The organism is Dolichospermum sp. DET69 (assembly GCA_017355425.1).
Taxonomy (GTDB): Bacteria; Cyanobacteriota; Cyanobacteriia; order Cyanobacteriales; family Nostocaceae; genus Dolichospermum.
Genome location: CP070234.1, coordinates 148466 through 173144, shown reverse-complemented (window position 1 = coordinate 173144; position 24679 = coordinate 148466). Strand labels below are relative to the sequence as shown.

Genomic DNA, 24679 nt, shown 5'->3' with positions numbered 1-24679 from the left:
TATTTGATTTCTAACCGGGTTTTTAGATAAAAGCCTTGTTGAATATAGATTTGCGCGTGGATTTTTCCCCCGATTTTTTTATATGTTTTAAATATTACTTGAATGGCTTCAATTAACCGTACCGCTTACCCCAAATTTAAACAATTTCCTGACCCCAAAGAACTGGCAGAACTTTACACTCCAACACTGATAGAAATCAAGTTTGTCAAGTCTAAAACCAAGAACCATGAAGGATTACTACGGTTAATGGTGATGCTCAAATCCTTTCAACGTCTGGGATATTTCCCTCATCCTGAACAGATCCCAATTGCAGTAATTAAACATTTACGGTCGTGTTTAAAGTTACAAGACTCAGTAAAAGCAATACCCTCCGAACGCCAACGTCATACCTATAAAAATATTATTCGGGAGTATTTAGGGGTCAAACAATATGATAAAACAGGTCAAAGATTAATAGCCACAATAGTTGCAGAAGCTGCCCAAATTAAAGACCACCCTGCTGATTTAATCAATGTCGCAATTGAAGAATTAGTTAAAGAACGATACGAATTACCAGCATTTAGCACCCTTGACCGATTAATTCGCCACATTCGGTCAATGGTCAATAATCGGTTATTTGCACTTTGTTCTCAAGGACTTTCAACTACCGAACAAATTTATTTAGACCAATTACTCGTGGTGATAAACAAGGAGGATGAGGATGATGAAAATGCCACCCTGAATTTATTAAAAGCACCACCTAAAAGTGCCAAACTAAATGGGATGAAACTCCTGCAAAATAAGTTTGATATGCTCATGACTTTTGGAGATGCCAAGCGATTACTAGAAAATATTACCCCTACCAAAGTTAGACATTTTGCTGCTTATGCTAGAACTTTAGATATCAGGGAACTTCAAGATATTAATTTACCCAAACGGCGGACATTGCTATTATGTCTATTGTACGAAGCACAGGTAAAAACTCGTGATTATCTGGTTGAGATGTTTATTAAACGTATTCTGAAGATTCAAAATAATGCCAAACTGCGATTGCAGGAACTCCGGGATAAACATCTGACAGAAACATCAGAGTTGTTAGCAACATTGGGACAAGTATTACAAGCATCCAAACAAGCCAAGGAAACCCAGGATAATGCTGTATTTGGAGAACAGGTGCAGTTAATTTTGGATGAACATGGTGGGGCAGAATTGCTGATGCAAAAATTAGATGAAATTGCGGCGTACAATACCAATAACTATTTACCATTAATGTGGCGGTTTTATGCTGCCAACCGCAAAGCACTGTTTAGTTTAGTGCGTTCTCTAGATATTCTCTCTACTTCTGCGGATGAATCAGTTATTGAAGCTTTGCAATTTGTGTTGGATCATGAACACAAACGCTCTAAATATTTACCTTTTGATATTGATTTGGACTTTATTAGTAATAACTGGCGGGCGCTAGTTGTAGTAGAAATTGATGGCACTGAGGTTTTGGTACGTCAGCAATTAGAAATTTGCATCTTTCACAATCTGGCGACTGAATTTAAAACTGGAGATGCCTGTGTTGTGGGGTCGGAAAGCTACGCGGATTTCCGCGAACAATTATTAAGTCCTGATGAGTGTGAACCGTTAATAAAAGATTACTGTGACTTAATTGGTTTTCCGGCTAATCCAACGGATTTTGTCGAACATTTACGCTTATGTTTAACACAAGTTGCTGAGAAAGTAGATAATATTTGTGCTGTCGATAAACAATTTACAATTAATAAGGAAGGCAACCCTGTGTTAAAGAAACCGCCATCATTTACCCAACCTCCAGAGGTGGATTTATTGGAGTCAAAAATCCGGGCGCTGATGCCGGAACGGAGTATTTTAGACATATTATGCAATGTTGAGCATTGGTTGAATTGGACTAGACATTTTGGTTTAATGTCGGGAAGTGAAGCGAAAATATCTGACCCTGGGGAACGTTATATTTTTACTACTTTTGGTTACGGTTGCAATCTTGGACCTAATCAAATGGCTCGTCATTCGGGGGGTATGGTGACTGCCCATGAGATTTCTTATACTAACCGTCGCCATGTTAGTGCTGCCAAGATTGAAGCGGCAATTCGGGATATTATTAATGCTTATAACCGTTTTAGCTTACCTTCTTGTTGGGGGACAGGGAAAAAGGCGGCGGCGGATGGTAGTAAGTTTGAGATATACGAAAATAATTTACACAGTGAATATCATATCCGTTACGGTGGTTACGGTGGTATTGCCTATCATCATGTCTCTGATAAATACATTGCTTTGTTTACTCATTTTATTACTTGTGGGGTTTGGGAAGCGGTTTATATTTTGGATGGGTTGTTGAAAAATCTTTCGGATATTCAGCCGGATACGTTACACGCAGATACTCAAGGTCAATCTGGACCTGTGTTTGCTATTTCCTATCTTCTGGGTATTAAGTTGATGCCACGTATCCGTAATTGGCAGGATCTTAGTTTTGTGCGTCCTGGTACGGATGTGAGCTATCAGCATATTGAACCGCTGTTTAAGGGTGTGGTCAATTGGAGTTTAATTCAGATTCACTGGTATGACATGATGCGAGTGGTGCTGTCAATTAAGGCTGGTAAGGTGATGCCTTCGACGTTGTTACGTAAGTTGGGGAGCTACAGTCGGAAAAATCGTCTTTATCAAGCTTTTCAAGAGTTGGGTAAGGTGGTGCGAACTATGTTTCTGCTGGATTATATTTCTAATGTTACTTTGAGACGGGAAATTACGGCGGTAACAAATGTTGTGGAAATGTACAATGGTTTTCTGGATTGGGTATTTTTTGGTAAGCAAGGGATGATTACTGAGAATGATCCGATTGAGCAGGAAAAGCGGTTAAAGTATCTGGATTTGGTTGCCAGTGCGGTTATTTTGCAGAATACGGTGGATATGTCTTTGGCGATTCAAACGTTGATGTCACAGGGTGAGGTGATTCCTATGCGATACCTTGCTGCTTTGAGTCCTTATATTACAAGACATATCAAAAGATACGGTGATTATGTGGTGAATTTACATAATATTCCTCAACCTTTGGAGGCGGCGATTAATCTCCCTCCAGAAATCTTTGAAATGTAGACACAGTAAGCGTTTCCAGACCATCTTGCAGGTTTTTACACGTATCTCGGCTCAATACCAGGTAGAGAAACTTTATACGAAGTCGGTGAAACAGATGAAAATACTACTTTTATGCCATTAGAACATATACTTACCTAGCTTCTTTTGTGCAATATGTCTCTAAGTATACTTCTGGCTGCCTCTTTTTCTTAACTCCCACAAAAATGGGCGAACCGGGAGTAATAATGTAATAGAAACATTGAGAGTAAACCCTGTAGCGATCGCTCTCCTATCATCCCAACAAATAAGCGATCGCCCATCATCCCAACAAATGCGATCGCCTAACATCTCTAAAATAAGCGATCGCATTCCCCACATCACTAAAGGATAGTAAAAACTCTCATGTACATAAGCTTTTAGACACGTACAATACAGATTAAGAAATTTTAATAGTAAAAATAAATTTTTCTGAAATTGGTTTTCTTTGATATAGTATGATTGTAATCAGTAGTCAATTTTTCAATCATGCTTTATAGCTCTTTGAAGAATGATAACCCTTGATTACCAGTATAAATCAAAACTCCCAAACTGTCTTGACAACAATTTGAGAGCTTAGAAAATCTAAAAATTAGCAAACCCAGTTCTTTACTTAGTCTATGTCTGGAAAACTAACCTAAGTAAATTCTGGATCAACAAACCAGAAACCATGAGAACCAATTCATGGCAGTCTTATCCTTTGATTATAGACTGCAAAGTACAAAAGTGTAAACATTTTTCTTCTAATTCTTGCCAACCCATTGCAATTAGTGGGGGTGTGGCATGAATAAGAACCTAGAAACCTTTGATATTAGGAACTTCCTAGACAGACTCACTCCCAAAAAAGGCAAAAATAGATATATTTGCCCAGTCTGTGAAGGTTCATTAACCGTAGATATTAAAACTGGTAAGTACCAATGTTGGGGAGAACCTGACAACAAACAGCATTTAAAAGATATCCGAGAAGCTGTTAATCCCTTAGAAGATGCTTTAAAACAAGCGGGTATTGACAATGGCAGAATCAACTACCAACAGATTACCCCTGCCAAAAAACCAGATCCGTTACCAGCACCATTACCCCAAAACATTGAATTAGCCAAATTACCCGCCCCTGGTCTTGTTCCTCAAAAGAAACATAACAGTAGAGGATCACAAATCATCTATACATACTCAGATGCACAGTATGTAGTTAGATACGAATTTATAGAAGATGGTGAACAGAAAAAACTCACCATTCCTTACTATCTAGATATTCTTGGTAACAGTGTTAAAGGAATTGGTGACCAACCTTGGCCTGTTTACCATCAAGAGGAAATCATCAAACATGGTCAAGGCCAATTTGTCTTAGTAGTTGAAGGAGAAAAATGTACTGATGCTGCTAGACAACAAAATTTAGTTACCACTACCTTTCAGGGTTCACAGTGGACAGATGCCAAACTAGAACAATATTGCCAATGCTTAAAATCTCATAATATTGCTGGTATTGTATATTATCCTGACAATGACAAAGCAGGTTACAACAAAGCTAATAAATTAAGAATAGCAGCAAACAAAATACAATTACCATACATTGAATTAAATCCCCAGAGATTAAATCCAGATAGTACAGACGGCTATGATATCGCTGATTTAATAGCGGATGGATTATACAGTAGAGAATTACTAGAGAATGAAATTCAGACAGCTTATAAAGAACATCTAAATATATACATAGATGCCATATTAGCAGTAGCAAAACAACCTGTTAATCAGGAAATATCTAGGGAAGATTGGGAATGTAAACTATTTATCGAAACCCTGCTCAAGCAAGCATATATACCACAATCCATATCAGCATCTATCCCACTTAAACAATCATCTAGGAGTAATTTAGATGTTGATGTATGGTTTGATTCTGCTAATAGATTAGAAACCTACAATCAAACTATTCAAAGTGGCAAAAAATATATATTAGATATTTCCAGTACCGGGGCTGGTAAATCTGACTTTGTAGGAAAAACTATACCAGAATGGTTACAAGTCAATAAATTGTGGTACATATCCAGTGAACACCGCAATCCCACCACTAAATCAATAGAAGAAAACTATACAGATTTACCAGTTAGAAATAATGGACTGTATGCAGATGATAACAACTTAACCCCCTTGGGTAATCCCACCATTAACTGGCCTAAAAATCAAGCTGCCAATATTCCAGGGAATTGTCACAAAACACCTTTATTTCATAAATTAGCATCTAAAGGCTATCATCAAGAATCAAATAGTGAATCATCATTAAATCCCATTTGTCATACTTGTAAATTCAAAGCCAATTGTCAAGGTGTAGATATTGAAGGTAATCTATTGGATAAAATAAACGGTGCAACTTTCAGGAGAGATCGGCGTGAGGCACTGATGAAAGATAGAATCAGATGCCATATTAATTCATTACCATCAGAAATACCCAAAAAATCCATAGCTTTTGTAGATGAATCTAGTCGTCAAATTAATCTAGTAGAAACTACAGAATTATCATTAACAGACTACCAAAAGACTTTAGGAGAAATTGCTAGACATTTACCAGAGGTTTGGGAACAAATCAAAGATTTTATCTCACCATTGGAGCAATATTTATCTTCCCAGCATAAAGAAAATTACTATGGTTATAATCATAATCAAGTAAGGTCTATATTTGGAGACATTGACCATAAAATTATCCTCAATATTATTGAGGCTTTAAAAGTGCTATCACCTGACTTAGAAGGTATCTTTCAATCTCCTGATAGCGTATCCTTAGATGGAATTGACACAAGTGAAAGAGAGGGAATAAGCCGCAAAACCTTAAAATATATTCGTTATACATTCGGTAAAGAAGCGAGTCAAGAATCCCATGAATTATTAGATAACCTAATAGTGAATTGGTTAACACCATTATTAGAAATCATTGCTAATATTAGTCCTGGGGCATTGAGGATTAAACATCACAAGTTAATTATTACCACAAAAAACACCAGACAACTAGAGGTACTAAGTAAATTCCAAAATGTATTTTTACTGGATGCCACAGCTACCCGGAAAACAGTAGCCTTTGAATTAGGAATAGATGCCAGTGAAATCTTAGTCATCTGTGAAAAGTTACCTAACTACTCAAATTTAAAAGTGGTACAAATTACTGATTTAGGATTATGTGGTAAAGACAGAAGTGAATCAAAAGTTAAACAATTAGATGCCACAAAAACAGCATTAGCATCCAATCATCAAAATTTGGGAGTGATTGACCACCTCAAGCATAAACAAGATGGTGAAGGTTACTGGTTTAAGGATAATCGCGGTACTAATAAATACATGAATCACGATGCTTTATTTGCTATCGGTTCACCTTATCAGGATATAGGGGCTGTAGCGGCTAAATACGCAACTTTAACAGGGGATTACAACACCAGTAAAGATAATCCCCAATTTCAGGAGTATATAGAGCATTTAGTGAAAGCAGAGATTATTCAGATGGGAGGCAGACTCCGAGCAAACCGCCGCCCTGATGAAGCACTAACAATTTACCTCACCAGTAATGATGATCTAAGTTACCTACTGGATTATTACCCCGGTGCAACCTTAACCAAAACCACTGCTTTTGAGATTACACCAACAGCAGGTGATAGAGAACAGGTAAGCAGATATTATCTATTAGAAGCATTTAAACAATGTATAGACACAGGGATTAAGTGTACACAAAAAGCCGTTGCTAAAATAAGCAAATTATCACAGCCCTATATTTCTAAAATAGCTAGTAAATTTGGTGGGTTCAATGCCCTCAAAAAAATATTACTAGTCCTAATAGAAGCTCTATATAGGGATAGTAATAATTTTTCTGGACTCTCAGACGATGAAAAATTCTTAGTCAATGACTATTTACCCCTAATCAAAGACAACCCACCTCCAGAAGTTGTCCAGGAATTGCTAGAAGTAGCTAAAGCTATTGGTTATCAGGCATTTAGCAGGATTACCAGGGAATTAGCACCAGACATTCTAGGGGCATTTATTGGAGCAATAGTAGATATAGCTATCGTGAAAGATGGGAGGGATGCCTTCCATACTGAAATTTATCGCTATCCCTTCTCTTAAATTATATAACTGCATAATCCGTATATTGCCGCATTTCCGGAGCTTGAAACCCCAACACAATATCTTCCTTTGCTACCCCCAGATCCACAAGTTCTTGGGCTACTCTCATTTCCGTCATATTTTGCTCAATCCAAATCTTTCCTTGCTTAATATCCAAATGTAAAACACAACCATATACCCGCCGATGGCCATCCCATCCCACATTCATGACCTGGTAATGGTCTTGTTTCGGATCAAAAACAGTGTAGCAATCTATCGACCCATTAGCGATGGGGATAGCAGCGTAATCTGTCAACAACGACTGAATTATATGCCGATAAGACTTTATGGTATCCATTGTACAATTACCTCTTGAATCGGGTCATAAATAATTTGTTTAATTTGATATCTTTCTAATGAAATTTGTGCAAATTCCCGCTTAAAAAAAGTTTCATAAGCAACTACAGGCACAGCTAAATAGAGAATACGAGTTGGATCACTGATTTCTAAGGCCAGCCGATAATTCAAAAACTGTCCTAACGCAGCATGGTAATCGGTTAGTGGTGAATCACTCAAAAAAGTTTTAATCTCAACTGCAATTTTTTCTTGGTCTCGCTCTGCTGCTAATAGTTGCTGGGCACCTAAGTCAATTTCAAACTTTGTTCCGCCTACTTCGAGTCGCAGGGGATCATCGGTTATCTGCCACTGCTCCTTTTCCAAAGCAATTCTAACCACAGCATGAAATCTATCTTTAGCTGCCATCGTTATCTTTCTCTAATTTACTTGCAATTATAGAACAATTGAAATAAAGAGTGTGCTTCGCACCATCACACCGCGGGCGTAAAACCAACTATGCAATTAATTTGAGCCTATCTCGGATCTCCAAATAAAAGTAGCGGAATTACAACGAGCTAGAGCGCAACTTGCAGATATGACTAGAGAAAAAGTGGCAGTAGCTCTGGTGAAATTCGATGAAGGTAAAACTGATTTTCAAATAGCTCAAGTAGTAGGAGCAAGAGCTATTGATCAATTTAAAGTATTTGAATTACGCTATATTCGTGGCAACAACAATACTGAGGGATATTTATCTAAGCAATCTGAGTTAGATAAAGTCAAGGCTAATACTTATGGTTCGTGGGGGAAAATGCGGCGATCGCTCTTTGAAATCAAGTTACTGGTATTGGGTGTCAAAGATTCGGAACTATAAAATGTGGGGGGGCGATCGCTTCGGTCGCCGCAGACATCTCCAAAAGAGGCTAGACTGTGCCGAAACGGGAGTTTTGTACGCTAAGAAAACCTCAAAAACCTGAAAACCTTAACTACCAATAGTTTCAGGAAGTGTAATCCAAATGAAATTTTTTGTATTTAAGTCCGATGGTCGTTAAAAAATTTCAAGAGAGTTGAACGCTAACAATCTTTATTGACAAGGCTTTGGGCGATTTCTCTGATTCCTTAGCGTACAAAACTCCCAATTTGGCACAGTCTAGCCTAGTTAATTTAATAAAAACATAATCGAGAAAAAAAATGGATTTCCCTTTAACAATTAAGCAACAAAAATTAATTGAACTGGTGCGCGAGTTGGGACATGAAAAATTTGCGCCTCGTGCATCTTGGTACGATCAAACTGCTTCTTTTCCTTTTGAGAATTATCAAGATTTACGGGAACACGGATTATTAGCACTCACCATTCCTGAACAATACGGTGGATTAGGTGCAGATTTCCCGACTTATTGCTTAGTTTCATCTGAAATCGGGCGCTACTGTGGAGCAACTGCCCTCACCTATAATATGCACACTTGTTCCCTACTCTGGACGGGGATTTTAAGTAATGATTTGCCCATGAAAGAATATCAAAGGATACAGCATCATTGCTATCGTCAAGAGCATTTCCGACGGGTGGTGGAAGAAGGAGCCATTTATGCTCAACCTATTTCTGAAGAAGGTGCTGGTGTATCATTAGGAAAAACATATCAAACTAATGCTCGTAAGGTTGACGGGGGATGGATTATCAATGGCAAAAAAGTCTTTGCCTCCCTATCAGGAGCGGCAAATTATTATGGTGTAATTTGCACAAAAGCTAAGGAAAACGCATCTTTAAATGATTCACTTTATCTTGCTATTCCCGCAAATGCAGAAGGCGTAAAAGTTGTGGGAGATTGGAATCCAGTTGGCATGAGAGCAACAGTTTCCCGCACCCTAATTTTTGATAACGTATTTGTTCCAGATAATGCACAATTGTTGCCTGAAAATTTATATTTTCAGATGACCAAGATTTGGCCTCATATGTTTTTGACACTTACCCCAACATACGTAGGAATATCCCAAGCTGCCTATGATTTTACAGTTAAATACCTCCGAGGTGAAATTGAAGGAATAGCTCCTATTAAACGACGACAAGATACGACTAAACAATATGCTGTTGCCGAAATGTTTATTAAATTAGAGCAAATGAAATCTTTATTCTATCGAGCTATTCATGATGCAAAAGCTCATCCGAGCAAAGCTGAAATGCTGCGTGCTTATGCAACTAACTATACTGTGATGGAATATGCTAATGAACTGTGTAGTTTAGCCCTGCGGGTTTGTGGAGGACAAGCTCTATTAAAGTCTTTACCTTTAGAGCGACTTTATAGAGATAGTATTTGTGGTTCAGTGATGAGACCTTGGTCTATTGATCGCTGTCTTGAAAGATTAGGTAGAGAAACTTTATACGAAGTCGGTGAAACAGATGAAAATACTACTTTTATGCCATTAGAACATATACTTACCTAGCTTCTTTTGTGCAATATGTCTCTAAGTATACTTCTGGCTGCCTCTTTTTCTTAACTCCCACAAAAATGGGCGAACCGGGAGTAATAATGTAATAGAAACATTGAGAGTAAACCCTGTAGCGATCGCTCTCCTATCATCCCAACAAATAAGCGATCGCCCATCATCCCAACAAATGCGATCGCCTAACATCTCTAAAATAAGCGATCGCATTCCCCACATCACTAAAGGATAGTAAAAACTCTCATGTACATAAGCTTTTAGACACGTACAATACAGATTAAGAAATTTTAATAGTAAAAATAAATTTTTCTGAAATTGGTTTTCTTTGATATAGTATGATTGTAATCAGTAGTCAATTTTTCAATCATGCTTTATAGCTCTTTGAAGAATGATAACCCTTGATTACCAGTATAAATCAAAACTCCCAAACTGTCTTGACAACAATTTGAGAGCTTAGAAAATCTAAAAATTAGCAAACCCAGTTCTTTACTTAGTCTACGTCGTGGAAAACTAACCTAAGTAAATTCTGGATCAACAAACCAGAAACCATGAGAACCAATTCATGGCAGTCTTATCCTTTGATTATAGACTGCAAAGTACAAAAGTGTAAACATTTTTCTTCTAATTCTTGCCAACCCATTGCAATTAGTGGGGGTGTGGCATGAATAAGAACCTAGAAACCTTTGATATTAGGAACTTCCTAGACAGACTCACTCCCAAAAAAGGCAAAAATAGATATATTTGCCCAGTCTGTGAAGGTTCATTAACCGTAGATATTAAAACTGGTAAGTACCAATGTTGGGGAGAACCTGACAACAAACAGCATTTAAAAGATATCCGAGAAGCTGTTAATCCCTTAGAAGATGCTTTAAAACAAGCGGGTATTGACAATGGCAGAATCAACTACCAACAGATTACCCCTGCCAAAAAACCAGATCCGTTACCAGCACCATTACCCCAAAACATTGAATTAGCCAAATTACCCGCCCCTGGTCTTGTTCCTCAAAAGAAACATAACAGTAGAGGATCACAAATCATCTATACATACTCAGATGCACAGTATGTAGTTAGATACGAATTTATAGAAGATGGTGAACAGAAAAAACTCACCATTCCTTACTATCTAGATATTCTTGGTAACAGTGTTAAAGGAATTGGTGACCAACCTTGGCCTGTTTACCATCAAGAGGAAATCATCAAACATGGTCAAGGCCAATTTGTCTTAGTAGTTGAAGGAGAAAAATGTACTGATGCTGCTAGACAACAAAATTTAGTTACCACTACCTTTCAGGGTTCACAGTGGACAGATGCCAAACTAGAACAATATTGCCAATGCTTAAAATCTCATAATATTGCTGGTATTGTATATTATCCTGACAATGACAAAGCAGGTTACAACAAAGCTAATAAATTAAGAATAGCAGCAAACAAAATACAATTACCATACATTGAATTAAATCCCCAGAGATTAAATCCAGATAGCACAGATGGCTATGATATCGCTGATTTAATAGCGGATGGATTATACAGTAGAGAATTACTAGAGAATGAAATTCAGACAGCTTATAAAGAACATCTAAATATATACATAGATGCCATATTAGCAGTAGTAAAACAACCTGTTAATCAGGAAATATCTAGGGAAGATTGGGAATGTAAACTATTTATCGAAACCCTGCTCAAGCAAGCATATATCCCACAATCTATACCAGCATCTATCCCACTTAAACAATCATCTAGGAGTAATTTAGATGTTGATGTATGGTTTAATCCTACTAATAGATTAGAAACCTACAATCAAAGTATTCAAAGTGGCAAAAAATATATATTAGATATTTCCAGTACCGGGGCTGGTAAATCTGACTTTGTAGGAAAAACTATACCAGAATGGTTACAAGTCAATAAATTGTGGTACATATCCAGTGAACACCGCAATCCCACCACTAAATCAATAGAAGAAAACTATACAGATTTACCAGTTAGAAATAATGGACTGTATGCAGATGATAACAACTTAACCCCCTTGGGTAATCCCACTATTAACTGGCCTAAAAATCAAGCTGCCAATATTCCAGGGAATTGTCACAAAACACCTTTATTTCATAAATTAGCATCTAAAGGCTATCATCAAGAATCAAACAGTGAATCATCATTAAATCCCATTTGTCATACTTGTAAATTCAAAGCCAATTGTCAAGGTGTAGATATTGAAGGTAATCTATTGGATAAAATAAACGGTGCAACTTTCAGGAGAGATCGGCGTGAGGCACTGATGAAAGATAGAATCAGATGCCATATTAATTCATTACCATCAGAAATACCCAAAAAATCCATAGCTTTTGTAGATGAATCTAGTCGTCAAATTAATCTAGTAGAAACTACAGAATTATCATTAACAGACTACCAAAAGACTTTAGGAGAAATTGCTAGACATTTACCAGAGGTTTGGGAACAAATCAAAGATTTTATCTCACCATTGGAGCAATATTTATCTTCCCAGCATAAAGAAAATTACTATGGTTATAATCATAATCAAGTAAGGTCTATATTTGGAGACATTGACCATAAAATTATCCTCAATATTATTGAGGCTTTAAAAGTGCTATCACCTGACTTAGAAGGTATCTTTCAATCTCCTGATAGCGTATCCTTAGATGGAATTGACACAAGTGAAAGAGAGGGAATAAGCCGCAAAACCTTAAAATATATTCGTTATACATTCGGTAAAGAAGCGAGTCAAGAATCCCATGAATTATTAGATAACCTAATAGTGAATTGGTTAACACCATTATTAGAAATCATTGCTAATATTAGTCCTGGGGCATTGAGGATTAAACATCACAAGTTAATTATTACCACAAAAAACACCAGACAACTAGAGGTACTAAGTAAATTCCAAAATGTATTTTTACTGGATGCCACAGCTACCCGGAAAACAGTAGCCTTTGAATTAGGAATAGATGCCAGTGAAATCTTAGTCATCTGTGAAAAGTTACCTAACTACTCAAATTTAAAAGTGGTACAAATTACTGATTTAGGATTATGTGGTAAAGACAGAAGTGAATCAAAAGTTAAACAATTAGATGCCACAAAAACAGCATTAGCATCCAATCATCAAAATTTGGGAGTGATTGACCACCTCAAGCATAAACAAGATGGTGAAGGTTACTGGTTTAAGGATAATCGCGGTACTAATAAATACATGAATCACGATGCTTTATTTGCGATCGGTTCACCTTATCAGGATATAGGGGCTGTAGCTTCTAAATACGCAACTTTAACAGGGGATTACAACACCAGTAAAGATAATCCTCAATTTCAGGAGTATATAGAGCATTTAGTAAAAGCAGAGATTATTCAGATGGGAGGCAGACTCCGAGCAAACCGCCGCCCTGATGAAGCACTAACAATTTATCTCACCAGTGATGATGATCTGAGTTACCTACTGGATTATTACCCCGGTGCAACCTTAACCAAAACCACTGCTTTTGAGATTACACCAACAGCAGGTGATAGAGAACAGGTAAGCAGATATTATCTATTAGAAGCATTTAAGCAATGTATAGATACAGGAATTAAGTGTACACAAAAAGCCGTTGCTAAAATAAGCAAATTATCACAGCCCTATATTTCTAAAATTGCTAGTAAATTTGGTGGGTTCAATGCCCTCAAAAAAATATTACTAGTCCTAATAGAAGCTCTATATAGGGGTAGTAATAATTTTTCTGACCTCTCAGACGATGAAAAATTCTTAGTCAATGACTATTTACCCCTAATCAAAGATAACCCGCCTCCAGAAGTTGTCCAGGGATTGCTAGAAGTGGCTAAAGCTATTGGTTATCAGGCATTTAGCAGGATTACCAGGGAATTAGCACCAGACATTCTAGGGGCATTCATTGGAGCAATAGTAGAGATAGCTATCGTAAAAGATGGGAGGGATGGGGTTATTGAAGTGGGAAACACAGGCTAGACAAGATTTTAAATGTTCTCGATTACAGTATAATCAAGATCTATGATTAGCAACAAAGTAAAGTAACTGATGTTAAAATCAGTTTATTCTGTAAAGAATTGGGAATTGAGCTATCATTTTAGGAGAATAAAACTTATGCAAGTTGTGATAGAGTTACCTGATGAGTTAGGAAAACAACTTTTAGAGTTGCCTAATATGGAAATGGTTGTCCAAGAAGTTATCAAAAAAATGTTGTTAGTAGAACGACAAAAACAATCATCTCAATTATTGGTAAATATAGTTAATGATTTACCTGATTTTCCTGTATTTAAAAATCAAGACCCCTTAGAATTACAAAAAGTATTACGTGATGAATGGACTTAAGTATCTGTTAGATACAAATATTTTAATTGGGTTGTTTCAACGTGATTTAATAATCTTAAATCTGCTAAAAGACAAGCTGATTAAAGTTAATGAATGTGCTTATAGTGCTATAACTCGGATGGAGTTACTGAGCTTTCCTTCTATAAGTTCTACGGAAAAAGAAGCGATTAAATCTTTATTAAATCAGATGACCTATTTAGCAATTACATCAGAAATTGAGGACGAAACTATTAATTTTAGATATACCCATAAAACAAAATTACCAGATTCTATTATTGCGGCTACAGCTAAGTATCATCAAATTGAGTTAGTAACATTAGATAAAAAATTAGCGAATAAGTTGAAATCAAATGATTGAGATAATTCCATCACAGTTTTTTATCTGTTCCCTATTCCCTTTTTTTGTAAAAAGTGTGGATTAATGAATTCAGCTAATTTATAAGGATGTATTTATGATTGAAGGAAAATTAGAACTAACTATCAAAATCAACGAACTGCCAGAAGTTAAGACTGTAGAAAATGGTTGGCAACAATTTGAGATTGACTGCGATGGAAGGATAATTAGCGTCACTGTTAAACCTAAAGTTTGGAAGAAATTGACCGACGCACAGGCCAATTATCCCCAGTGGGTAGGTGCTATTGCTGGGAAAATGGGAGAGGCAACTGATAACGGTTTTGTGCTGTTAGAACCTAATATCCAGACTTTTGAGAAAAAGCCAAAGCCATCCTCTGAAGTTACAACTTAGATAATAATAGATAAGCAATCCATAGCGATCGCTTGTGGTAGTGCTTTGCGATTCCTGCGAAGCGCCTTGCGATCGCTCTTTGAGATCAAGCTATTGGTATTGGGTCATTGGTGACAAGTTAAGGCTGTAAGTCTTTTGTCAAGAGACTTTTGGATAATTATTGAAAAAAAACTCGTCAGACCCCCGCTGGAGATCAGGAAAAGGCGCGACAATTAACTTAACATTTGGTTTTCGTTTCTGTTTGATAATACCTAAATCTCGATTTTGAGGGTCAGCAAAATACTTAACAGGATCTGTTGCCTTACCTTTTTGATGAGCCATAGTAAAATGATAAAGACCACGATAAATCATTTCTAATGAAATATCATCAAAGGGGAGAGAAAGTTCGTCAGCTACAGCATCACCTAAATCGACTAAAACCGCATAAAATATCCAAGTTGCCCAAATCTGTAATTTAATTCCATTAATTGAACCTGTCCATAAATAACTTAACCCCAAGAGTCTTTTTACTATATTAAAAGCATCTTCAATCCGCCAACGTCGCCGATATAAATCCGCTACCACATAAGGAGGTAAAACATTAGGATCTAACACGCTGGTTAAATAAGAATGCCATGTTTTTCCTGACCGCACTTCAATCAAACGTAAAGTGATAAATGGAGTCTTTTTAGTGCCAGAACCCAGACTTATCTTTCGGTCTCGCAATCCATAACTATCTGTAAATATTTGTTCTACCTTGATTGCTGCTCCTTTTTTTATTCTCGTAATAAAGTCCACTTTTTTATCAATTAATTGTAACCAAAAATTAAAGTGATAAAACCCTCTATCTAACAACAATAGGGTACTCTCTGTCACTAAATTCAAAATATTTTCTTCAAGTTTAGTATCAGAAGCTTTGGGATTCTCTGCAAACCAAATCTCTACAGGTAATCTGGTCATTAAATCAATGACTGTACTCATCTTGCCTGCTAATTGTCCATAATGAGCTTCTTCCAAACTTTGTAATTTCCTAAACAATGCCTCCAATGTTGATCCGTCTACTATCCAAATTTTCTCAAATCTTGATAAGGTAAATTGAATACTTTCTGGCAAGGGACGTTTATTTCTACTGTGCCAAGCTGTTCTCAAACTAGGCAATAAATCTTTAAATACTTTTTCAAATAATTCCGATGGAAATGTCAAAAATCTCTGTGATACGGCTTGTTGACTAACTTTTGTGGGATTACACCACAGAAAACCATCTCTGGCTAACATTCTTGTCACTTCTCTCACTCCTGCTACATCTCTCCACAGCAGGGTTAACACCGCCGCCATCATCAACGGCAAATTCAGTATCCTTTCTCTGAGTCCTAGTTTTCGGTAGTAATTTTCTTGATTTGTAATCGCTGGTGTCAGTAATCTTTCCAATTGCTTGGCTATTACTTCGTCTTCCACCATTGGTCGCTGTTTCTTTTTTGCGTGGTCTCTGTTGGTTTTTTTACTGGTTGTCATGGCTGGACTCAATCGCTCAATTACCTGTCTAGACTGAGTTTCCCATGTTTTGACCACTACAAATACCACCCTTGACAATTTCCCCTTTTCCTTAACTTGTCACCAATGTGTCCATGATTGAAAATCATATATCTACTTTTGATTTTCCCGAAACTCAAACTACTTTGTACCAACTGGCGCAAAAGCACAATTTTGTTCGTTTTGAATGCTTATACAAAGATACTCCTGAATCTGCACAATTTTTGTGCATATACAAATGATTTGACACTCTCAGGGCTAAAGCCACGGATAGCGAACGCGAGTGCGTCCCGGAGGGAACTAGCGCTGCTGCAAGCAGATCGAAACAACGGTACATCATTGGTTTTGAGCATTAAGTTGACAAAACTTTACAGCGTGTTCCATTGATAGGGTATCCCGGCTGCACCGCCTTTTAGTTTACAATATTCGATATCAACTACAGATATCATGACTGCCAACAAGACCCCACCCAGCGAGATGATTCGCGTACCAACTGTACTAATTCCTGTAGTACGACATTTAGCCAAAATCCACCGCGACGGTCACACAACAGCGTTATTGCAAGGATTACAGGAATTGATAGCGCAGTTCGATAGCAGTGTAAAACTAGAAGTAACTGACGAATTACAGCAGGTGGAGGAGAAGCTGGGGGAACTGGAAACACACCTTTGCCAACAAGATCAACAGGTGGACTCTAAAATAGAAGCGCTTAGTAAACAGTTGGAAAAGATTGAAAAGGCGCTGGCCTCTGGTAGATATAGCGGTGGTAACTCCAGACAAAGGTATTCCGGGTATCAATATCAACAGCAACCAGTAGAGATAAAATTTTTTGCTCCTGAGAACTTAGCGCAACGATTGGGGGTAACACAGCAAAGTTTAACTACAGAACGGGAAACCAAGAGTGAGAAAGAATTTATCAGTTGGTCCAGGAATCGAGATCCCATGAGCTTGGGGTGGAAATTTCAGGTTAGTGATGGGCTGTATTATCCGGTTAAGCAGTAGTAAATAATTTTAAAGGTAATTATTTATTCATTTTCTAAAGAATCCTCAAAAAAGCTGGGGATATCTCTTGCTCCATGCAAAACACGGATAACTTCAATTCCTTGGTTGAGGGGGTAGTAAAAAATCAGATAACTTCCTACTAGAAAACTCCGTAAACCTGGCACTAATTCATCCCGTTTTCTGCCCATACCAGGATTTTCTGCGAGGATTTTGAGTTTATTTTCTATCTTTTGTAGGAAACCATCTGCTTTTTCAAGGCTTTCATTAGCAATGAAATCCCAAGTAGCTAATAAATCAATTTCAGCAAGGGGTTTTTTCAGAATAATTGCCATTATTTAGACTGTTTCTCCTGCCGCTGTTGTTTGGCTTTGGCAATGATTTCACTCATGTTTAAGGGTGTAGATTCTCCGCTATCAATACCTTGTTGAATTTCTTGTCGTAACTCAGCAAGACGTATTCCTTTCAGGGCATCATGTTCTTTGAGTAGCCGCAGTCCTTCCCGAATTACTTCACTGGCGGAAGTATACATACCGCTTTCTACTTTAGAATGTACCCACTTTTCTAGTTCGGTGGTGAGAGAAACGTTCATTTAAGATTGCTAAAAAGGCTTCTACAGATCATTATATTGGAAATAACAGAAAATAACAAACTTTGTTATTGTGTAGAGATTAAGCTGTTAACGACGTTTGGGAACATTAATCGCCTGTACAGCCCGTTGTTTAACTTCCTCACCCCGGCGGTCATATCTTGATGTTAACTCCGGTGAGGCATGACCGGCTAATTTCTGGACGGTAACAATATCAGTAGAATCCAACAACTCAGAGATAAAAGTCCTGCGAAAATCATGGGCAGAAAAGTTAGTAACACCAGCTTCTGTACCCCGTTTTTCTAAAATAAATAATACCGCTTGGGGTGTCAGTTGTCGTAAAGTCACCGCCCCGGATTTATTAATGTGGCAGATTAAAGCCCCAGCAACACGCCCTCTAATTTCTAACCAGTCTTCGATAGTTGGTAAAACTGCATCTGGTAAATAAACAGTTCTATCTTTACCACCCTTACCACTGCGAACTTTAACACTGCCAGAATGGAAGTCACTCAACATTAAATTTACCGATTCCCCCCGGCGTAAACCTGCACCCCGCAAAATTGCTATCAACGCCGCATCCCTATAACCAATGGGAGTAGGGTCATCAAAACATACTTGCATCAGGGCATTAATTTCAGCTTCAGATAAAAAGCGCCCTTTCAATTCCTTAGACAGCTTAATATTCGGGATGTCTACAGCCCTAGCAAAATCTCTAGCGTCCATTAATTCAAGTCGTAATGATTCTTTCAAGACTCTCCTTAACGCACTCAGCATTTTATTAGCTGTGGCTGGTGCATATCTTTCCATTATTATACACCGTAATAAAGCTGTGTGTTTATAACGCAGTTCAGCCCAATTTAAAGTTAGTGCATCACATTCATTGCTGGTGAGGATACGAGCGATCGCATTTAAAGATTGCCTCATCGCGGAACGAGAACCGGGGGATAGAGAAGAAAGATAGACAGCAGCGGGGTGTTCAGTTAGGGGGGTGGGTGCAGTCAAAGCTAGGGAATTGACAACAGTTATTTCACCAATTTGCGGGGATTCATTCATTTACTTATCCGAAGATTCCTTCTAGCTAGTTATATTCTCATAAGTAATATTGTACTTTTACCTTTTCCCTGGGGAAAATTTATTTGGTGTTGATGGGGCGATTTCTGTGGGGCGATCGGTTGTGGTTTGCGATCGCTCGGTTGTGGTTTGCGATTCCTGCGGAGCGCTTCGCTATCGCTTATTTGAGATTTCCCCCAAGAAAATTCTGCACGGTGTTCTCAATTCCGGTTTTCCACAGCCTGATTTTTTCCCCCAAGAAAATTTAGCAGTGGTTTTCCCCTAATTAAAGTAATTTCTCTCCAAGTCGGTAAATTTCTTGGGCATAGTCTGTCCAAGTACCTTGCCCCCAATAACGAAAACAGCTAGTTTGTAATAAGAGATTATGTAATAGCAGTTGGCGATATTGACTGTCTTGAGTCAGATTTACACTGGATTGATCTGATAATAAATCGTCAAATTTCTGATGAAATAAATTGCTAAATTTGTACATGGGAGATAAAACATTTTCGTATCCTTGCACCCAACTAATATGATTAGTCCATGATGTGCCATCAATATGAAAATTGGGGTGATTTTTTTTCAGTTGTTGAATCGCATTTTCTACAGCATCTGGTTGATAATTATCTTCGGCAATTTGCGCCCAAATTTGATGTTGTCCACTTGCTTGACAAGTAGGAAAGTCTTCGGGTTGACAACCTGCTGCTGCTAATAATTCTAAATATTCTGTACCGCAAACACCAACAACACCAGTTTTACCTCCTCCATTTTGCACCATATCCCCCCAAGCTTGTTTAAAACCGCCGGGAAATTCATTCATCATCACACCACCATTTTCACCATCACCTATTTGACTAACTATGGGAGGGACGACAACATCACCTAATTTTTGTTTAGATAAAGTTTTGGCTTCATAGTATGGCTGCATTTGGGCGACTAATTTAGTGTCTGAACCTTGGGTTTTTATCAATGCAGTAATACTAATTTCTTCCCCTTGGGAATTGCGAGCTATTAACCGATGTGGTAAATGTTTATAATTTAAAGACTGACCATTAATTGTTTCTACAGTATGTTCTTGCACCAATAACCAACGATAACCACATTCTTTCAAGGCTTTGATAAATGCAAACAAGGTATCTGGATGGTTTGGTAAGTGCATTTCTGGAGGGGAAAATCCTTTGACTCTTGCTAATGCTTCCCAGCCAAAAATTGCGGCAAAATAATGTTGCCAAGCGATAATATGGAGTTTAATATCTGCTATGGGTGTGGAAGGGATGACAGCATGACTCCACATAGTCCCTAACCATTCTACATAGGGCTGGTAGGTAGGATTGCAAGTGATGCGTTTAAGATTATCTAGAATATCACTTCTGTCCATTTGTTGCAGTCCCCATAAAAGATTACCAGAATAATCCAACATCACACGGGGATTACAACCTTGTGCAACTAATTCAGGAATAAAATCTCCCATGCGACTATAACAATTAGCAAAAGGGGCAGCATTGTGGTTATCTCCTTCTTGCTGATGTGTAAACATATATTGCAAATTGCTGATTAATGAACCATTATTTCCGGCTGGGATAGTGGGTTGGTGCATATGCAGAGCGATAGCAAATACTGCATTAATATCTGCTAATTTCAGATTAGTAATCGGTAAAAAAATAGGCTCATTGTGGTTAACTACAGTCAACACTTCCTGTTCCCAACCGCAGATATTTGGCAAATCATCAATAATTTCGGGTAATGTAGGTATATCTGATAATTTAAACATTCATAGTACCTCAAATGTACAACTAACAATCTTGCACCGAAATTGGTAATTTATTGTCAGTACCTTTCATGGCTAAAATTGGGAAATATCAAACAACGACAACTGCCCCACAGAAATATTACCCTTACCACCACGATGATAACTAAGATGACATTTTGGACATAAAGCTACTAAATTTTCGAGTCTATTGTCAGATGGATCACGATTCCAGTGGTGAACTTGTAGATATGTACGGGATTCCTTTGGTTGATCTGGAGGTAAAAGGCGATTACACTTCTGACAACACCAATTAGCTTTTTCCTTGATGGCTTTGGCTAGTTTTTTCCAGTGTTTGGGGTATCCCATAATAAATGAAATGCACACGCTACATATTAATATTTTACTTTCCTCTAGTGAAAATCGTGTGACGTGAGTGCTACAGTCATAATTCATTGAGGATTTGCCAACAAAGTCAGAACCAGATACTTCCTTACTGCATTACTTACTGCATTACTTACTGTATTACTCATTAACTTCTTGAAGTGCTTGATCAAGTAAGAAACGGACAAGTTCAGACTTTTTGCGACCTGTTTTCGCAGCCCACATAGATAATTTGCGGTGCATTGATTCAGTTAAATCAACGGTTAAACGCACTGTTGCTTCTTTGGGGGGAACTTGTTGAAGTTGAGACATAATTGATGATTTAGATTCTGGGGATGGGGTGATAGTTTTGATAGTTTGTGTGACGACTGAGGAATCATTTTCGATTGTCGGCGCTGATATGGTTTCTGCCACGGTATCAACCTGGGGCTGTTCTATTTCCGGTGGTGTACTGCCAAAGACAAACTCATTTGCCAGGGCATCATCTAGGGACTTTCGAGGTTTCTTGGTACTCACTTCAGCATCCCTACAATTTCTTTAAACAATTTTTCATACTCCCGTTGTGATTCCGCCGCTGGACGACCGGACAATCCCCAAATAGTTGTACCTTGTCCAAAGGTATCTGCTATTGCTTGTTTTTGGTGAATCACCGTTTTTAACACCGATACTTCCTGGATTTTTGATAGCAGGGCGATCGCCTCATCTTTTAACTTAGTACCCTTAACAGCACGACTAATAAATACTGCCGCTGATGGTGAACCCCCGCGTACAGATTGAGCTTGTTTGATTAAGCGCACTGCATCACTGGCAGATTGTAAATCTAAACCAGTGGGTTGACAAGGAATAACAGCTAAATCAGTCCTAAATAATATTGCCCGACTTGCTTCTGATAATCCTGCTGGTCCATCCACAATTAAATAGTCACATTCGGCTGCTAATTCTGGGATTTGTTCCAAAAGTTCATCAGGTACATTTAATACCGTTGTGGCAATTTCCGATTCCATAGACTTCAACCACACTGAACTACTGCGCTGTGCGTCGGCATCTAACAATCTGACTTTATGACCCTTGCGCGATAACCAATAGGCTAAATGCACGGCTGAGGTGGACTTTGAGCAGCCCCCTTTCTGATTGATAAATGCAATTACTGATTTGCTTACTGCCATACTGCATTACTGCATTACTGAATTAATTACTGCATCAAGTATATACTATATAGCGATATTAGTAAATTGTCGGCAATGGTAAAACTGTTGCTGATGGGTCAACAATTAAAGGCCAGTGATCAGCTAGTTCTAACTATTGATGAATGTTACCAGTTGACGGGATTCCCAAGGGAAATGCTTAAATAGGCGCAAGCGTTGCGCGACCTAGGAATCGCCCTGGAATTGCATCCCAAGAATTAGCAGGAAAGAAAATTGGTAAATCGTGGCGAGTTAGACGTGGAGATTTAGAAGCGTATATTAATCAAGTGATTTGCTAACTAAACTGCTTGTAGCTTATAAAGAATGTGGATATGTTCTTAAACAATAATTCTCAAAAATCCGGCTATTTAGATAAAATTACAGCCGCCTAACCCTTAGTATAAAATCTTCATACTCTTATTTTTAACTGGACTGTACAACTTGTAGCAAGTCATTTTTTTGCTAAATTCTCGATACAATTGCCAATATATAAATTAATGTTTTAAAATGTAAGAGTACATACTTTTTAATACCTTCATTAATTAAAATCTATGACTACCATAAATCAGGGTGAAGAATTAAGAGCAAAGGTTTTTGAAATTTGTGAAAATCTATATAAAAATAATGAAAAAATAAACAGGGATGTTGTACGAGAAAAGTTAGGTGGTGGCAGTTTCAGTACAATTTGTCCCATCATTAAAGAATGGAGAGAATCAAGATTTGTACAATCAGAAGAAGAAGAAAGTACAACTTCTAATATTATCAAAGCCGAAACATCTGAGATTACGGAAAGCCCAGAAGAATTAAAAGTAACATCAATAAATAGTGAATTTATTCCTGATATTGAAACGGAAGGCATGATGCAATCAAGCGCAAAAGCCGCGTTTAATATGCACGTTGCTAAAAAAGCAATGACAACCCATTTTTATGAAAATCCTGATCTGTTACCACCCGAACTCAAAGCTAGACTGGAGGTAATCAACCAAAATTTTACGCAGCAACGCAGCAACACGGACGATGCTGCATACGATTCCCAGAATCTGATCAATATAATGATGAACAAACTCAAGAAAAAACAGGACGACCTCAAACTAATTGGTTAAAATTGTTTTTAAGCGGTTTGTTATTAGCAATAACTTCGTTTAATCCCATTAGTTTAGCTATTACACTATTCTCACTTTTTCCACAGCTACCTAAGTCATCCCCTAAAAATAAAGATTATGAAGATGAACCGGAAGCAGTGGAAGAATTTACCATTTATAGACAAGCCGAACTAAACCGCACCACCGCATCATTACTCGCCAATGGGGCAATTTTAATTGTCGGTGAAGAAGGTAGCGGTAAATCTGTATTAGGAAACGCAGTAGTTGAGAGATTAAGTGATGACGGATTTTTAGTGGCCTTTGTTGAACCGACAACGACCAAACAAATGCTGTTGCAAATTGCTCAACAGTTTGATCTGGCAACTGAGGATTTAGATGGGAAAAATCTAACTGTGGATAAACTCAAAAGAGCGATCGCTGATTTCTTGAAAAAAAATACAGCGTTTGTGATTCTCGATGATGCTCAAAACTGTGATATGAAATTTAGAATTTGGCTCAAACAGTTACGCCGTCAGGGTGTGCCGATGTTGGTTTTAGCCACAGATCCACCGCGTTCCGATATCTTTATTAACATTCCCAGAATTGAATTAAAACCATTACCAGAGAAGGCTGTTAGGCAAATTATGAAACGTGCAGCAATTGAAAGAGCGATCGCCTTAACAGCAGCAGATTTATCCAAATTACAGGAACGAGCAGGGGGAAATCCAATGTTAGCTATCCGTGCCATTGAAGAGGAATATTTAGGGATAGAAATGGAGGGAGCGGATCACCGCCGTTACTTCGATATCATACCACTAATGTTAATCGTGGGGGTATTTTTCGTGATTATGCGGTTTATCGGATTAGGGACTAATAACCAAGCTCTCTATATATTTAGTGGAATTAGTGCAGCGATATTTCTGGGAGTATCCAGATTACTTTATAGCTTGCCACGGGAGGACAGAAGAATCAGATGATTAGGAACAAACCTAAATATTGTATATACTCAAAACGGTTGGGACATGGGATGAAAGTAAAATAACAAAAAACCTAGATTTGTACGGGATTAGCAATCCTAAACCCGTACACAATTAAT

The 24679-nt window shown here is 37.8% G+C and carries 23 protein-coding genes and 1 pseudogene; 12 read left to right on the top strand and 12 right to left on the bottom strand.

The genetic code is table 11. The features are described from left to right. The first annotated feature begins 102 nt into the window (after positions 1 to 102). The gene (locus EZY12_27425) at positions 103 to 3093 is read left to right on the top strand and encodes a Tn3 family transposase (protein QSX70925.1); all 2991 of its coding nucleotides are present in this window, start codon (positions 103 to 105) and stop codon (positions 3091 to 3093) included. A 159-nt stretch (positions 3094 to 3252) separates the two neighbouring features. Here EZY12_27425 and EZY12_27420 read toward each other — a convergent pair whose 3' ends face one another. Continuing rightward, complete coding sequence (locus tag EZY12_27420; GenBank protein QSX70924.1) at positions 3253 to 3441, bottom strand: hypothetical protein; 189 nt, start codon at positions 3439 to 3441, stop codon at positions 3253 to 3255. 450 nt (positions 3442 to 3891) lie between these two features. Between EZY12_27420 and EZY12_27415 the strand changes: the two genes are divergently transcribed. Then, positions 3892 to 7209, top strand: a complete 3318-nt coding sequence (locus EZY12_27415) for a hypothetical protein (protein QSX70923.1) — start codon at positions 3892 to 3894, stop codon at positions 7207 to 7209. 1 nt (position 7210) lies between these two features. Here EZY12_27415 and EZY12_27410 read toward each other — a convergent pair whose 3' ends face one another. Together EZY12_27410 and EZY12_27405 are read right to left on the bottom strand one after the other, a co-directional pair. Next, positions 7211 to 7546, bottom strand: a complete 336-nt coding sequence (locus EZY12_27410) for a XisI protein (GenBank protein ID QSX70922.1) — start codon at positions 7544 to 7546, stop codon at positions 7211 to 7213. After that, positions 7534 to 7950, bottom strand: coding sequence for a XisH family protein (locus EZY12_27405; GenBank protein ID QSX70921.1), 417 nt, complete (start codon positions 7948 to 7950; stop codon positions 7534 to 7536). The genes EZY12_27410 and EZY12_27405 overlap by 13 nt, the downstream gene beginning before the upstream one ends. Positions 7951 to 8059: 109 nt before the next feature. On the opposite strand from EZY12_27405, the pseudogene EZY12_27400 reads away from it, so the two are divergent. Both EZY12_27400 and EZY12_27395 read left to right on the top strand, forming a co-directional pair. Next, positions 8060 to 8395 (top strand): annotated as a pseudogene (locus EZY12_27400) (hypothetical protein). 317 nt (positions 8396 to 8712) lie between these two features. Continuing rightward, entirely contained in the window at positions 8713 to 9960 is a 1248-nt protein-coding gene (locus EZY12_27395) for an acyl-CoA/acyl-ACP dehydrogenase (GenBank protein ID QSX70920.1), read from the top strand. Positions 9961 to 9981: 21 nt separating this feature from the next. Here EZY12_27395 and EZY12_27390 read toward each other — a convergent pair whose 3' ends face one another. Then, positions 9982 to 10170 carry a hypothetical protein gene (locus EZY12_27390; protein ID QSX70919.1) on the bottom strand — a complete coding sequence of 63 codons (189 nt, stop codon included), beginning with the start codon at positions 10168 to 10170 and terminating at the stop codon, positions 9982 to 9984. A gap of 451 nt (positions 10171 to 10621) precedes the next feature. On the opposite strand from EZY12_27390, the gene EZY12_27385 reads away from it, so the two are divergent. From EZY12_27385 to EZY12_27370, 4 genes are all read left to right on the top strand, one after another. Continuing rightward, positions 10622 to 13930, top strand: a complete 3309-nt coding sequence (locus EZY12_27385; GenBank protein ID QSX70918.1) for a hypothetical protein — start codon at positions 10622 to 10624, stop codon at positions 13928 to 13930. 135 nt (positions 13931 to 14065) lie between these two features. Beyond that, on the top strand, positions 14066 to 14293 hold the full coding sequence (locus EZY12_27380) for a hypothetical protein (protein QSX71029.1): 228 nt from the start codon (positions 14066 to 14068) through the stop codon (positions 14291 to 14293). Next, entirely contained in the window at positions 14280 to 14651 is a 372-nt protein-coding gene (locus EZY12_27375) for a type II toxin-antitoxin system VapC family toxin (GenBank protein QSX70917.1), read from the top strand. The genes EZY12_27380 and EZY12_27375 overlap by 14 nt, the downstream gene beginning before the upstream one ends. 94 nt (positions 14652 to 14745) lie before the next feature. Further along, entirely contained in the window at positions 14746 to 15039 is a 294-nt protein-coding gene (locus EZY12_27370; GenBank protein QSX70916.1) for a fertility inhibition FinO-like protein, read from the top strand. 138 nt (positions 15040 to 15177) lie between these two features. On the opposite strand, the gene EZY12_27365 is transcribed toward EZY12_27370, so the two are convergent. After that, a complete protein-coding gene (locus EZY12_27365; protein QSX71025.1) occupies positions 15178 to 16476 on the bottom strand; it encodes an IS4 family transposase in 1299 nt (432 codons plus the stop codon). Between the two features lie 519 nt (positions 16477 to 16995). Between EZY12_27365 and EZY12_27360 the strand changes: the two genes are divergently transcribed. Next, positions 16996 to 17550 (top strand): hypothetical protein, encoded by a 555-nt coding sequence (locus EZY12_27360; GenBank protein QSX70915.1) that lies wholly within the window; start codon positions 16996 to 16998, stop codon positions 17548 to 17550. Between the two features lie 23 nt (positions 17551 to 17573). On the opposite strand, the gene EZY12_27355 is transcribed toward EZY12_27360, so the two are convergent. From EZY12_27355 to EZY12_27345, 3 genes are all read right to left on the bottom strand, one after another. Beyond that, the gene (locus EZY12_27355; GenBank protein ID QSX70914.1) at positions 17574 to 17882 is read right to left on the bottom strand and encodes a type II toxin-antitoxin system RelE/ParE family toxin; all 309 of its coding nucleotides are present in this window, start codon (positions 17880 to 17882) and stop codon (positions 17574 to 17576) included. Continuing rightward, positions 17882 to 18139 (bottom strand): type II toxin-antitoxin system ParD family antitoxin, encoded by a 258-nt coding sequence (locus tag EZY12_27350; protein QSX70913.1) that lies wholly within the window; start codon positions 18137 to 18139, stop codon positions 17882 to 17884. The genes EZY12_27355 and EZY12_27350 overlap by 1 nt, the downstream gene beginning before the upstream one ends. A gap of 87 nt (positions 18140 to 18226) precedes the next feature. Then, positions 18227 to 19189 carry a tyrosine-type recombinase/integrase gene (locus EZY12_27345; GenBank protein ID QSX70912.1) on the bottom strand — a complete coding sequence of 321 codons (963 nt, stop codon included), beginning with the start codon at positions 19187 to 19189 and terminating at the stop codon, positions 18227 to 18229. A 49-nt stretch (positions 19190 to 19238) separates the two neighbouring features. Between EZY12_27345 and EZY12_27340 the strand changes: the two genes are divergently transcribed. Continuing rightward, positions 19239 to 19472, top strand: a complete 234-nt coding sequence (locus tag EZY12_27340) for a hypothetical protein (protein QSX70911.1) — start codon at positions 19239 to 19241, stop codon at positions 19470 to 19472. On the opposite strand, the gene EZY12_27335 is transcribed toward EZY12_27340, so the two are convergent. The 4 genes from EZY12_27335 to EZY12_27320 all read right to left on the bottom strand — a co-directional run bounded on the left by EZY12_27335 (position 19473) and on the right by EZY12_27320 (position 22483). Further along, on the bottom strand, positions 19473 to 20957 hold the full coding sequence (locus EZY12_27335; GenBank protein ID QSX70910.1) for a glycosyl hydrolase family 57: 1485 nt from the start codon (positions 20955 to 20957) through the stop codon (positions 19473 to 19475). Between the two features lie 72 nt (positions 20958 to 21029). After that, the gene (locus tag EZY12_27330) at positions 21030 to 21302 is read right to left on the bottom strand and encodes an HNH endonuclease (protein QSX70909.1); all 273 of its coding nucleotides are present in this window, start codon (positions 21300 to 21302) and stop codon (positions 21030 to 21032) included. A gap of 156 nt (positions 21303 to 21458) precedes the next feature. After that, positions 21459 to 21833: a CopG family transcriptional regulator gene (locus EZY12_27325; GenBank protein ID QSX70908.1), complete on the bottom strand. Its 375-nt coding sequence runs from the start codon at positions 21831 to 21833 to the stop codon at positions 21459 to 21461. After that, entirely contained in the window at positions 21830 to 22483 is a 654-nt protein-coding gene (locus EZY12_27320; GenBank protein ID QSX70907.1) for an AAA family ATPase, read from the bottom strand. Before EZY12_27320 ends, EZY12_27325 begins: the two co-directional genes overlap by 4 nt. A 569-nt stretch (positions 22484 to 23052) precedes the next feature. Between EZY12_27320 and EZY12_27315 the strand changes: the two genes are divergently transcribed. After that, on the top strand, positions 23053 to 23604 hold the full coding sequence (locus EZY12_27315; GenBank protein ID QSX70906.1) for a DNA-binding protein: 552 nt from the start codon (positions 23053 to 23055) through the stop codon (positions 23602 to 23604). 47 nt (positions 23605 to 23651) lie between these two features. After that, positions 23652 to 24560 (top strand): ATP-binding protein, encoded by a 909-nt coding sequence (locus EZY12_27310; protein QSX71024.1) that lies wholly within the window; start codon positions 23652 to 23654, stop codon positions 24558 to 24560. Positions 24561 to 24679: the final 119 nt, after the last annotated feature.

Coding starts and splice junctions, on each gene's coding strand:
- EZY12_27425 (QSX70925.1), top strand. CDS start 103: ATGGCTTCAATTAACCGTACCGCTTACCCCAAATTTAAACAATTTCCT.
- EZY12_27410 (QSX70922.1), bottom strand. CDS start 7,546: ATGGATACCATAAAGTCTTATCGGCATATAATTCAGTCGTTGTTGACA.
- EZY12_27370 (QSX70916.1), top strand. CDS start 14,746: ATGATTGAAGGAAAATTAGAACTAACTATCAAAATCAACGAACTGCCA.
- EZY12_27375 (QSX70917.1), top strand. CDS start 14,280: ATGAATGGACTTAAGTATCTGTTAGATACAAATATTTTAATTGGGTTG.
- EZY12_27365 (QSX71025.1), bottom strand. CDS start 16,476: ATGGTGGAAGACGAAGTAATAGCCAAGCAATTGGAAAGATTACTGACA.
- EZY12_27330 (QSX70909.1), bottom strand. CDS start 21,302: ATGGGATACCCCAAACACTGGAAAAAACTAGCCAAAGCCATCAAGGAA.
- EZY12_27385 (QSX70918.1), top strand. CDS start 10,622: ATGAATAAGAACCTAGAAACCTTTGATATTAGGAACTTCCTAGACAGA.
- EZY12_27390 (QSX70919.1), bottom strand. CDS start 10,170: ATGCGATCGCTTATTTTAGAGATGTTAGGCGATCGCATTTGTTGGGAT.
- EZY12_27360 (QSX70915.1), top strand. CDS start 16,996: ATGACTGCCAACAAGACCCCACCCAGCGAGATGATTCGCGTACCAACT.
- EZY12_27345 (QSX70912.1), bottom strand. CDS start 19,189: ATGAATGAATCCCCGCAAATTGGTGAAATAACTGTTGTCAATTCCCTA.
- EZY12_27405 (QSX70921.1), bottom strand. CDS start 7,950: ATGGCAGCTAAAGATAGATTTCATGCTGTGGTTAGAATTGCTTTGGAA.
- EZY12_27320 (QSX70907.1), bottom strand. CDS start 22,483: ATGGCAGTAAGCAAATCAGTAATTGCATTTATCAATCAGAAAGGGGGC.
- EZY12_27415 (QSX70923.1), top strand. CDS start 3,892: ATGAATAAGAACCTAGAAACCTTTGATATTAGGAACTTCCTAGACAGA.
- EZY12_27355 (QSX70914.1), bottom strand. CDS start 17,882: ATGGCAATTATTCTGAAAAAACCCCTTGCTGAAATTGATTTATTAGCT.
- EZY12_27420 (QSX70924.1), bottom strand. CDS start 3,441: ATGCGATCGCTTATTTTAGAGATGTTAGGCGATCGCATTTGTTGGGAT.
- EZY12_27395 (QSX70920.1), top strand. CDS start 8,713: ATGGATTTCCCTTTAACAATTAAGCAACAAAAATTAATTGAACTGGTG.
- EZY12_27380 (QSX71029.1), top strand. CDS start 14,066: ATGCAAGTTGTGATAGAGTTACCTGATGAGTTAGGAAAACAACTTTTA.
- EZY12_27315 (QSX70906.1), top strand. CDS start 23,053: ATGACTACCATAAATCAGGGTGAAGAATTAAGAGCAAAGGTTTTTGAA.
- EZY12_27350 (QSX70913.1), bottom strand. CDS start 18,139: ATGAACGTTTCTCTCACCACCGAACTAGAAAAGTGGGTACATTCTAAA.
- EZY12_27335 (QSX70910.1), bottom strand. CDS start 20,957: ATGTTTAAATTATCAGATATACCTACATTACCCGAAATTATTGATGAT.